The sequence below is a fragment of the Diaphorobacter sp. B2A2W2 genome, assembly GCF_056730635.1.
The window spans coordinates 150,340-160,987 of sequence record NZ_JBWZOR010000010.1; the positions used below are offsets into that span (position 1 = coordinate 150,340).

A 10,648-nucleotide genomic window follows, 5' to 3' on the forward strand; every position below is an offset into this window, starting at 1 on the left:
ACCGCAGTTTTAAAAATTTGGGGTTAGATTATGCTCGACCGGGACGGATTCCGCCCAAATGTCGGCATCATCCTGCTCAACCAGAGAAACCAGGTATTCTGGGGCAAGCGCATACGCACCCATAGCTGGCAGTTCCCTCAAGGCGGCATCGACCGCGGAGAAACCCCCGAGCAGGCCATGTTCCGGGAACTGCACGAAGAGGTAGGACTGCTGCCGCCCCAGGTGCGTGTGATTGCCCGTACGCGGGACTGGTTGCGCTACGAGGTGCCAGACCGGTTCATCCGCCGCGATGCACGCGGACACTACAAGGGTCAGAAACAGATCTGGTACCTGCTGCAATTGCTGGGGCACGACTGGGACCTGAACCTGCGCGCCACCAACCATCCAGAGTTCGACGCCTGGCGCTGGAACGACTACTGGGTTCCGCTGGACGTGGTGGTCGAGTTCAAGCGAGGCGTATATGAGATGGCGCTGACTGAACTGGCGCGTTTTCTGCCGCGCCACGAACAGCGCAACCGCTATTTGCGCAGCGGCATGCGTACGCGCGAGCACGAAAGCAGCGGCCAAGCCTCGCTGCCTCGTACGAGTTCACTGTTGGTCAAGCCCGGGATGGAACTGCCTCCGGGCGCCAGCTTCGACCCTGACCCGCAAAACAGCGTGCCAGCGCCGTTGGAGGCGCTGCCTACCCTGCCCGCCCCCAAGAAACCACTGGACGCCTAGCGTGTGTAAGAAGGCACGCGTCCGCAAGACGCACCCTTCTTAAGCGTCATCGCGCGCCGAGCACCACCATGTTGTCGCGGTGAACCATCTCCGGTTCGGCCGCGTACCCCAGCAGGCGCTCAAACTCTGCGGAAGGCTTGCGGCACAGCAGGCGCGCCTCGGCGCTCGCATAGTTGGCGAGACCGCGGGCGATCTCTGTGCCGCTGGCGTCGCGCACCGCGATCACATCGCCGCGCACGAAGTCGCCCTCCACCGCCACCATGCCGATCGGCAGCAGGCTCTTGCCGTCTTCGCGCAGCTTGGCCGCCGCGCCGGCATCCACCGTCACGGAGCCGCGCAGTTGCAGGTGGTCCACCATCCACTGCTTGCGCGCCTGGTTCTTCTGCGTCTGCGCCACGAGCAACGTGCCGATCGATTCGCCCCGGGCCAGCCGCAGCAGCACGTCCGGCTCCCGCCCCCACGCGATGACGGTGGAAGCACCCGAGCCCGCCGCACGTTTGGCCGCGAGGATCTTGGTGATCATCCCGCCCTTGCCGATGCTGGAGCCCGCGCCGCCGGCCATCGCCTCCAGCGCCGCATCGCCAGCCTGTGCCTCGTGGACGAACTGCGCCTGCGGGTCGCGCCGCGGATCGGCGGTGTACAGCCCCTTCTGATCGGTCAAGATCACCAGCGCGTCGGCTTCGACGAGGTTGGCGACGAGGGCCCCCAGAGTGTCGTTGTCACCGAACTTGATCTCGTCGGTGACTACGGTGTCGTTCTCATTGATCACCGGCACCACGCCCAAGCGCAGCAGCGTCAGCAGGGTGGAGCGGGCATTCAGGTAGCGCTCGCGGTCCGCCAAGTCGGCATGGGTCAGCAGCACCTGCGCACTGCCCATGGCTTGCTCGCGCAGCTTGGTCTCGTACATCTGCGCCAGCCCCATCTGTCCCACGGCAGCAGCGGCCTGAAGTTCGTGGATCTCGCCGGGGCGGCTGCTCCATCCCAGGCGCTTCATGCCTTCGGCGATCGCTCCGCTGGAGACCATGATGACCTCGCGCGGCTCGCCCCCCTGCCCCCGCACCAGCGCTGCCAGTTGGCGGCACCACTCCCCAATGGCCACCTCGTCCAGCCCCCGTCCCTCATTCGTGACGAGACTGGACCCTACCTTGACCACGATGCGACGCGCGTCGCGCAATACACTGGACACCATTTTTATAAGAAATTAGGCCCTAGCGCTTGTCAGGCAAGCGCCAACAGCTATAAATTAAATAGCAATCCTCGCATCACCCACGCGGTGGCTCACCTGCGAAGCGCGGGTCCACCTCAGCCGGCGCATTCTGCGCCAGCTGCTGGGCGTGCACGTGCTGGAAGATGGACTGCACCAGGTGCTCGCAGCCTTCGCGCGTCAGCGCGGAGATTTCGAACACAGGGCCCTTCCATTTGAAGCGCTTCACGAAGTCCTTCACCCGCGCAGCGCGCTCTTCGGATGGCACCATGTCCAGCTTGTTGAGGACCAGCCAGCGGGGCTTTTCATACAGTCCGGCATCGTATTTCTTCAGTTCGCCCACGATGGCCTTGGCCTGGGCCACCGGGTCCACCGCTTCGTCGAAGGGTGCCAGGTCCACCACGTGCAGCAGCAGCCGTGTGCGCTGCAGGTGGCGCAGGAACTGGTGCCCCAGGCCAGCGCCCTCGGAGGCCCCTTCGATCAGGCCGGGAATGTCGGCGACGACGAAGCTCTGCTCCGGCCCCACGCGTACTACGCCCAGGTTGGGGTGCAACGTCGTGAAAGGGTAGTCGGCAATCTTGGGCCGCGCGTTCGACACCGCCGCAATGAAAGTGGACTTACCGGCGTTCGGCATGCCCAGCAGGCCCACATCGGCCAGCACCTTCAGCTCCAGCTTGAGGTTGCGACGCTCGCCGGGCCAGCCGGGCGTCTTTTGCCGCGGCGCACGGTTGATCGCGCTCTTGAAACGCATGTTGCCAAAACCACCGTCGCCGCCCTTGGCGATGGTGATGACCTCGCCCGGCGTCAGCAGTTCGAACAGCACCTCGCCCGTGTCGGCATCGCTGATGATGGTGCCCACGGGCATCTTGAGCGTGATATCGGAACCCGCGGCACCGAACATATCGGAGCCCTTGCCGTGCTCGCCGCGCTTGGCCTCGTGTCGGCGTGAATAACGGAAGTCCACCAACGTATTGAGATTGGGATCCGCCACGGCGAACACGTGCCCCCCGCGCCCGCCGTCTCCACCGTCGGGCCCCCCGAACTCCTTGTATTTCTCGTGCCGGAACGAGACACAGCCGTTGCCACCGTCACCGGCGGCTACGTCAATAAAGGCTTCGTCGACGAACTTCATGGGTATCCAGTTTACAAAAAGCGCACCTGGGCGCCGGAGGGTGCGCAAAAGGGTGCCATCACGCATGCGCGCGGCTGCGCCAGGCGCTGAAAACAACAAAGCCCCGACGGGTCGGGGCTTTGTTGTCGCTTCAGCGGCGAAGGGCCTTAAGCAGGCGTCACGCTGACCGTGTGCTTGGACAGAGCGCCCTTCGTGCCGAACGACACGTGGCCATCCACCAGGGCAAACAGCGTGTGGTCCTTGCCCACGCCGACGTTCACGCCGGGATGGATGCGCGTACCACGCTGGCGCACGATGATGGAACCCGCGCTGATCAGCTCACCACCGTAAGCCTTCACGCCGAGCATTTTGGGCTTCGAGTCGCGCCCGTTTCGCGTAGAGCCGCCGCCTTTTTTCTGTGCCATGAGATCAGCTCCCTGATTTAAGCAGCAATCGCCTGGATCTGCAGTTCGGTGAACTGCTGACGATGGCCTTGACGTTTCTGATAGTGCTTGCGACGACGCATCTTGAAAATGCGCACTTTGTCGTGCTTGCCATGAGCCACGACCGTGGCCTTCACCGTTGCGCCGGACACCAGGGGCGTGCCAACCTTCAGTTCAGCGCCGTTGCCGACAGCCAGAACTTGGTCAATCACGATCTCCTGGCCTACTTCCGCAGCAATCTGTTCTACTTTGATTTTTTCGCCGGCAGCAACGCGATACTGCTTGCCACCGGTTTTTATGACCGCGTACATGTAAACCTCATCTGAGTTGGAGTTCTACGGACGGACTTCCGCAGAGCCGGCGATTCTAGCATGAGTCGTCAACTCCGCCTAGAGGCAGCAGCCTCCTGTGCTTCCCGCAGGCAGACAGCCCCGCCACCCTTCCTATAATCCTTCTTTCTTCTCCGCACCCGCACTCACCTTGGCCGCCAACTCCCCCAGCACCGCCGCCACCCTCGCCTTGATAGCCGACGACATGCAAGAGGTGGACAAGGTCATCGCATCCCGCCTGCAATCCGCCGTCCCGCTTGTCGGCGAAGTCGCCCGTTACATCATCTCCGCCGGCGGCAAGCGCCTGAGGCCGGCACTGCTTCTGCTGATGAGCGGCGCCCTCGGATATACAGGTTCGCAACGGTTCAATCTGGCGGCGGTAGTGGAATTCATTCACACGGCCACCTTGCTGCATGACGACGTGGTCGATGAATCTACGCTGCGACGCGGGCGACCGACAGCCAATGAAAATTTTGGCAATCCCGCCAGCGTACTTGTGGGTGACTTCCTGTACTCGCGCGCCTTCCAAATGATGGTGGAGACCAGTAGCCTGCGCGTGATGGAGATCCTGGCAGAGGCAACCAATGTCATTGCCGAGGGCGAAGTACAGCAACTCATGAATACACATGACGCGTCCCTGAGTGAATCAGGATATCTGAACGTCATACGTTCAAAAACGGCCAAGCTGTTCGAGGCCAGCGCGCGTCTCGCGGCCGTTCTAGCAGCCAGTCCGCCAGAAATCGAACACGCCTGCGCGAGCTACGGCCAAGCTCTGGGCACCGCGTTCCAAGTGATCGACGATGTGCTGGACTACGATGGAAATGCCCAGGAAATGGGCAAGAATCTGGGCGACGATCTGCGGGAAGGAAAAGTCACCCTGCCGCTGATCATCGCTATGCAGCGAGGCAATACCCAAGAGCAAGCATTGCTGCGCAGCATCATCGAGACGGGAAGCACCGACGAACTATCCTCCGTCATTTCCATTATCAAAAAGACCGGCGCCTTGGATGCCACGCGCCAGGCTGCCGCCACACAGGCACAACTCGCGATGGATGCAGCGGCTCACTTACCAATCAATCCGCACTCCAAAGGTTTGCTACAATTGGCGGCTCAGCTGTTGGAGCGTCGAACTTAGCATTGGCGATCGCGGCAGAATCGGGGTGTAGCTTAGCCTGGTAGAGCGCTACGTTCGGGACGTAGAGGCCGGAGGTTCGAATCCTCTCACCCCGACCAAAATTTCGTTGCAAATCAAGGACTTACAGAACCTTTGATCTACCAACGGAACAGCAGCAGTGGCAAATCAGTGGCAATTGCTGCCACTTCGCGAGCTACTCACGCATCATTTCGCCTCGCCTTGCCTATACGTTGTTCCTCCACTCGGAACATCGCATCATGGCATCCATCGAGAACCGCTCCAAGGTTCAAGTCTCGGTCAAGAACCGCGACGACCTCACCAAGACCTTCGAGTACTGCGCAGAAAAAGCCATCAAGGCTTACGTCGAACGGCTTAAGGCGCAAGGCTACAAGCCCAGGCTGGAAAGCCTCAACAACTACTACTGCGTTCGTGCCCGGCAAGTCGGCTACCCCACCCACATCGGTTCGGTTCTTCCTGCACGCTCGAACCCCATCGATCTGTAAAACTCGACGGCATCCCCATCGGCAGTGAGCATCTTCTGATGGAAGCCTTCATATCTCTCCATCAGTGCGCCCATCATCGCCCTGCCAACGCCTTGGCGCTGGAACTCGGGATGCACCAGCATGTGCGGGAAGTAAACCACGAGGTGACCGTCGGATATTGCGTTGCCCAGGCCGACCAGCCGCCCGGCGATGCGCGCCGTGACCAGTGCATGTGAGTTCCGGAGCGCGGCGAGAAGCTGCTGCGGTTTCTCCGCAGATGACCAAGCATTCGCCTTGTAAAGCGCGAGTACCTCCTCGTCGCTCAGCGAGTCATTCAGGGACACAGCTACAGACATCAGCTTCGCCTCGGGTCGGACGCCTAACGTTTAAGGTAAGGGGCGCCGCTTTAGCGGCGTCCCAGCGGAACGAAGTGGAGCGCTCTTGACCGCAGGGTTAGGGTTTTTTAGTTGCCGGATAAGAAGCCAAACGCCTATACCAAGGAACACTATTGAACCAGCGATCCAAACAGAAGTGGAGAGCCAGTAGCTTTGTGGGTCGTCAGCCAAATTTACAGTTGTTGGCCCCCACTTCGACAATGTTAGGGCTTTACCTGTGACGATTCCCTCAAGAGAAATGCCCAGGATGAAACAAGCAAGGCCACAGAACCCAACCAAGAAAATAGATAACGAAAGACGATTTTTGAGACGGAAGCCAAGAAGCAGCAGCATGGAAAGGAGGAGCGCGGGAATACCTACCCAGAAGGCCGTCAACATCAAGAGCTTGGAAAGGGATAGCAGTAGTGCGTCCATAAACCCTAACGTTAAGATTTGCGGCGCCGTTAGGCGTCCGCCAACATTACCTTGTTAGGCAACTTAATAAGTAAAGTGTGATATTGCCCGATACAAGACAACCAAAAAACCACACTTCGCCGAAAACCCAATTTACATTCAACTCATAGGCCTTTCAATACACGACAAACCTGACGCTTTTCAACAGTCGCTATGAACTGAAAACTACAACCTGGCATCTCAAACACGAACTTACTTTGAACGCTGTTTGTGCGGAATATAAATGAGCACCGCTAACAGAGTAAATTTTTTAGCAAGCCGACTTTAACGAAGGTACGTTTTCACAAAGGACTTATAAATATTTTTATATATGAGCAACACTCGTTTAGTCTTTCTTTGAAAAATAGTGATGGGCAAATAAGACCAGGAAGCCAACCGTTGCTATAAATACACAAAAGCCAATGGTTCCCGATGTACTCATCAGGCTGTCCGTGTATTTGCCAGCCGGCATCTGTCTGCCGAAAATAGCCATTCTCAAAAACATTGAGACACCGAATAAGATAAAACTTAAGCCAGCCATCTTGACGACTGCGGGATCGTTTTTTCCTGGCCAACCCGCCAACCACCAAGCAGCAATAAACGGCGATATTACAAATATGAAATCCAGCATTTCAAAGACTCTCGTTATTTTGAAAAACATGTGAGCGGTGTGCTTACATGAGAGGTGGCTGCAAATGACTTTTCTTCAATCACAATATTTGGATGCTCCTACCGCGCCTAACGCTAAGCACAACGGCAGTTTGTAAGTTGTGACTTTGTGGGTTACTTTTGCGCAGCAAAACCACTGGGACGCCTAGTTAAAACTACAACTTAAAACTGTCCAGCCACAAAGTGGCGATGCTTGAGCGACTTGTTATGTACCTAACCAATCTTGTTAAACCTTAGTACATCTTTGTGCAGTCCGTAGGCCATACCGACCCCAGCTTTTTCATTTATAAAAAACTGAATCCAGCCATTATTTATACCTTCTTCCCAGTCATTAATGCTTCCATGTCTCGCGAGGTAGGTTGTAACCTTTAAATTAATTCCTTCTTGGCTTTCTCTTCCTTGAGGGTCGTTATACCAAGAAGAATGTACAACCCCACTCTTGGAGTAGAATCCAAATTCCCACTCCAGCAAACCTACCTTATAGAAATCCTCGTTTTCTTGCTGGTATTTTTCAATATCAGCAGAAATGGAGCTGAGAATTTTTATCCCATCGTAAAGAGAAATCCCAAGCGGGATATGTGGTGGTATGAGTTGCATAATTCCCCTACACATAACGCCGAGCTAAGCGGTAGTTTTTAAGTTGCGGCTTTGTGAAATACTTTTGCGCAGCAAACCCACGGGGGCGCCTAGCTAAAGCCGCGATTTACAAACTGCCCAGCGCACGAAGTGCGCGGTGCTTGAGCGATTTTTTAGGCATATATTTAAGGCTCATGCCATTTAACAGTATGTCCAATACCAACCGCAGACTCAGCTTGTTTCATTGCCTCTTCAATTGATTGAAACCCGCCACCACCAGCATTATAAACTCCACGCTGAGTTGTTGAGCCATACTCTAAACAGAATGTGTCTTGGATTAGATCATTTTCTAGTTCCGGCGGATCTTCATGATCACCACTGCCATAACGTATTTTGCTGTAAACAATTCGTAAATCACATTCAATCGTTCCGCCATAAAGAAACGTTCCTTTTTTAACAACATTTGATTCATGATTTTCTACTTTCATGGTTTGCCTAACGTTGAAGTTCAGCGGCCGCCGAAGGCGGTCCGCTGCAATGCCCGGTTAGGTTTCTGACCACCGAAGACTCTTTTGTGCCAATACATGTGCGGCGCAGTAAACCACTCTTCGTTCTTGGGCGTCCGGAACTGAGCCAGTTGAGCCATCGGGATTTCATAGCGGTTGAACAGAGAGAGGATGTCTCGCAGCGAGGCCTCGGACAGGCGGGACCTGACGACCAATGTGTCTTGTTCCCAGCGCAAAAAACCTGGGATCTCAGCAGCCCATTCGAAGAGGTGCTTCTCGTCCAAGTACGAACCGAACCAGACGCCAGAGCAGTCCAAATGAACCATCAAGAAACCTAACGTTAGAGTTGACCGGCACGTAGTGGCATTGCGCCGCGAGGCGTACGCTCACCTGCACGACTCGCGGCGCAATGCCGCTGCGTGTCCGTGTCGAACGACCTGTTATACGGCACCGTACTCATGGCGGTTCGTCTCCACATATTCAGCAAGCTTCCGAAAAACGGATTCGTCCCCGCAAGCCCTCCGACTGAGGCGCACGAACTCGTGGGATTCGTCGTGCTTCACGCTTTCCAGCCACTGCTGCCGCTTCCCCTCATGCAAGTGCGGCTCGGGGAAAGGGAACATTCGGTACGTCACCTCGATGCACGAGGCGACCGACTCAGCCCCAATGCGACGAAACGTCTCGACGAAGAAGGAGTACGGAGGATTCCCCGGGAAGTCGCTCTCGTAGAAGTATTCCAAGCCACCGTTGTCGATGATCCCCTGCGCAGTGTCCACTACCACCACGGTCTGCACAGGCTCGGGCAAACGGCTTACGTCACCGCCTGCCTCCTGCACCAGCGCGTTGGAGTATGCGGTGGCTCGTTCGAGCGGGGTCTGGCTCATGCCGTATAACGGACTAGGTAAGCGGGCCGCCGAAGGCGGATCCGCTTGACCGCTGGGTTAGACACATCGGGTGAAAAGGTGCGTGGCAGCACAGGCAACGCGCTACGAAAACAAGAGCTGCTGGCGCAGGTGGGATAAGAACCTGAGGCCAAAAAGACCACAAAACCACGCGCCAGGCCCCGGCAAGAAAAAAGGCGAAGCCCGATGCAACGCCAAACACCCAGCGCAAAAGCGCTTGCGAAGGTGAATGGGGCTTGGATATTCATGGACTTGAATGAGCTGGATATTGGCGGGACTAACGCCCGCGCTAACAGGCGACTATCAGCGAAGCTGGTTGACGTCCTGTTGAACAACCAGTTAGGCATTCTTTGCGGTGAACCTGTAGGTGCCATTAGATTGACCGCATTCGCAAGTTACTCTGAGAGCACCGGCGCCATTGTCAGGTTTCCGCTTGACTGGTTTGACTGTGAGAGTGCCCCCGCATGTTCGGCATCGCGTATCCACTGGACTGCCACTGCGATAGCTAGATAGTGCTTGAAATATTGCGTCGGTGTCCGGAAGAGCATTCTCTGCTAACACCTCTGATGTTTCAGCTTTTCCAACACTTTTTGCAACAAGCATGGTGACCCAGAAGAGCGGGATGGCCAGCAGAGGATACGAAACGCTCCAGATATCGGTATCAGAGGTTGGCTCACATAACTTAAGAGTACGTTCACAAAACACATACGACAAGCTGGCTCCGAAGAAGAGAACCGCCCCCAAAAAGACTGATCCAAAAGCAAATGCAATCACCAACAGACAGCCATCGCTACCTCGACTAGACCTGCCAACCATTGCGGACGCAACCAGTCCAACAGCGACGGCAATACAGGCCAGAGCGGTAATTGATGCCATGTACGGACTAACGTAATGTAGACCGCACCAAGCCGCAGGCCATATCTGGCGCTTGCGGTCTAAATTGGCACGAAATGAACGCAGAAAGGGGCTTGTAGCCTGGCTTGACGGTGTGTATGCTGTATGAAAATACAGTACTAAATTCAGTCATGAAACCCGCCGCCCCTCCTGTGTTGCGCGCCACACGGTTGCTGGACCAAGTCCGTGAGCGAATTCGTTACAAACACTATAGCCTGCGCACCGAGCAGGCCTACGTGCAGTGGGTGCGCGTGTTTGTGAAATGGCACGGCTTGCGGCATCCGCGAGACATGGGGCAGCTGGAAATCGAAGGTTTTCTCGCCATGTTGGCCAACGAGCGGCGGGTGGCGGCTGCCACGCACAACCAGGCGTTGAGCGCACTGCTATTCCTCTACCGCGAGGTGTTGGGCACGGACCTGCCATGGCTCGATGGCGTGCAGCACCCGCGCACGCCCAAGCGCATTCCCTCGGTTTTGACGGTGGCCGAGGTGGCGGCTCTGCTATCGGCGTTGCCGACCGATATGGCCTTGCTGGCCCGCCTGCTGTACGGCACCGGCATGCGGCTGATGGAAGGCTTGCGCTTGCGGGTCAAGGACGTGGATTTTGATCGTGGGGTGGTCGTGGTACGCCAGGCCAAGGGCGACAAGGATCGGGTTGTGATGCTGCCGCGCAGCCTGGCAGCCTGGCAGCCGAGCTGCGCCAACAGGTGCTCGCTGCGCGTGCGCTGTGGGAGCAAGACCGGCAAGCGCAGTGCGGTGGCGTGGACGTTCCGCATGCACTGGAGACCAAATACCCCGGCGTGGGACAACGTTGGGGTTGGTTCTGGGTGTTCCCTGCTTCATCCCTGTCG

Annotated in this window: 15 protein-coding genes and 1 tRNA gene; 5 read left to right on the forward strand and 11 right to left on the reverse strand. The window is 57.0% G+C overall.

Going from position 1 to position 10,648, the window contains the following annotated elements:
• The first annotated feature begins 30 nt into the window (after nt 1-30).
• A complete protein-coding gene (locus AC1PPL_RS15900) occupies nt 31-720 on the forward strand; it encodes an RNA pyrophosphohydrolase (RefSeq protein WP_220638583.1) in 690 nt (229 codons plus the stop codon).
• 46 nt (nt 721-766) lie between these two features.
• Here the strand turns inward: AC1PPL_RS15900 and proB are convergent, their stop codons facing one another.
• The 4 genes from proB to rplU form a co-directional block, all read right to left on the reverse strand.
• Entirely contained in the window at nt 767-1,909 is a 1,143-nt protein-coding gene (gene proB, locus AC1PPL_RS15905; protein WP_454536274.1) for a glutamate 5-kinase, read from the reverse strand.
• A gap of 73 nt (nt 1,910-1,982) precedes the next feature.
• Nucleotides 1,983-3,056: an Obg family GTPase CgtA gene (gene cgtA, locus AC1PPL_RS15910; RefSeq protein WP_287743294.1), complete on the reverse strand. Its 1,074-nt coding sequence runs from the start codon at nt 3,054-3,056 to the stop codon at nt 1,983-1,985.
• 146 nt (nt 3,057-3,202) lie between these two features.
• Nucleotides 3,203-3,460, reverse strand: coding sequence for a 50S ribosomal protein L27 (rpmA, locus tag AC1PPL_RS15915; RefSeq protein WP_011804286.1), 258 nt, complete (start codon nt 3,458-3,460; stop codon nt 3,203-3,205).
• Between the two features lie 17 nt (nt 3,461-3,477).
• A complete protein-coding gene (gene rplU, locus AC1PPL_RS15920) occupies nt 3,478-3,789 on the reverse strand; it encodes a 50S ribosomal protein L21 (protein WP_012655753.1) in 312 nt (103 codons plus the stop codon).
• A 169-nt stretch (nt 3,790-3,958) separates the two neighbouring features.
• Here rplU and AC1PPL_RS15925 point away from each other — a divergent pair, with 169 nt between their 5' ends.
• The 3 genes from AC1PPL_RS15925 (at nt 3,959) to AC1PPL_RS15935 (ending at nt 5,445) form a co-directional block, all read left to right on the forward strand.
• On the forward strand, nt 3,959-4,942 hold the full coding sequence (locus tag AC1PPL_RS15925) for a polyprenyl synthetase family protein (RefSeq protein ID WP_479973682.1): 984 nt from the start codon (nt 3,959-3,961) through the stop codon (nt 4,940-4,942).
• A 21-nt stretch (nt 4,943-4,963) separates the two neighbouring features.
• Nucleotides 4,964-5,040, forward strand: a tRNA-Pro gene (locus AC1PPL_RS15930).
• A gap of 159 nt (nt 5,041-5,199) precedes the next feature.
• Entirely contained in the window at nt 5,200-5,445 is a 246-nt protein-coding gene (locus tag AC1PPL_RS15935) for a hypothetical protein (protein WP_479973683.1), read from the forward strand.
• Here the strand turns inward: AC1PPL_RS15935 and AC1PPL_RS15940 are convergent.
• The 7 genes from AC1PPL_RS15940 to AC1PPL_RS15970 all read right to left on the reverse strand — a co-directional run bounded on the left by AC1PPL_RS15940 (nt 5,388) and on the right by AC1PPL_RS15970 (nt 8,886).
• A complete protein-coding gene (locus AC1PPL_RS15940; protein WP_479973684.1) occupies nt 5,388-5,780 on the reverse strand; it encodes a GNAT family N-acetyltransferase in 393 nt (130 codons plus the stop codon). The two genes, AC1PPL_RS15935 and AC1PPL_RS15940, sit on opposite strands and share 58 nt — an antisense overlap.
• A 30-nt stretch (nt 5,781-5,810) precedes the next feature.
• Nucleotides 5,811-6,233: a hypothetical protein gene (locus AC1PPL_RS15945; protein WP_148665179.1), complete on the reverse strand. Its 423-nt coding sequence runs from the start codon at nt 6,231-6,233 to the stop codon at nt 5,811-5,813.
• A gap of 364 nt (nt 6,234-6,597) precedes the next feature.
• Complete coding sequence (locus tag AC1PPL_RS15950; protein WP_479973685.1) at nt 6,598-6,882, reverse strand: hypothetical protein; 285 nt, start codon at nt 6,880-6,882, stop codon at nt 6,598-6,600.
• A gap of 251 nt (nt 6,883-7,133) precedes the next feature.
• Complete coding sequence (locus AC1PPL_RS15955; protein WP_479973686.1) at nt 7,134-7,517, reverse strand: hypothetical protein; 384 nt, start codon at nt 7,515-7,517, stop codon at nt 7,134-7,136.
• Nucleotides 7,518-7,681: 164 nt separating this feature from the next.
• Nucleotides 7,682-7,984, reverse strand: a complete 303-nt coding sequence (locus AC1PPL_RS15960) for a hypothetical protein (protein ID WP_287965243.1) — start codon at nt 7,982-7,984, stop codon at nt 7,682-7,684.
• A 20-nt stretch (nt 7,985-8,004) separates the two neighbouring features.
• The gene (locus AC1PPL_RS15965) at nt 8,005-8,286 is read right to left on the reverse strand and encodes a hypothetical protein (RefSeq protein WP_479973687.1); all 282 of its coding nucleotides are present in this window, start codon (nt 8,284-8,286) and stop codon (nt 8,005-8,007) included.
• A gap of 156 nt (nt 8,287-8,442) precedes the next feature.
• On the reverse strand, nt 8,443-8,886 hold the full coding sequence (locus AC1PPL_RS15970; RefSeq protein ID WP_312844488.1) for a DMP19 family protein: 444 nt from the start codon (nt 8,884-8,886) through the stop codon (nt 8,443-8,445).
• 1,043 nt (nt 8,887-9,929) lie between these two features.
• Between AC1PPL_RS15970 and AC1PPL_RS15975 the strand changes: the two genes are divergently transcribed.
• On the forward strand, nt 9,930-10,648 hold a 719-nt coding region (locus AC1PPL_RS15975; RefSeq protein ID WP_479973688.1), incomplete at its 3' end, for a phage integrase N-terminal SAM-like domain-containing protein.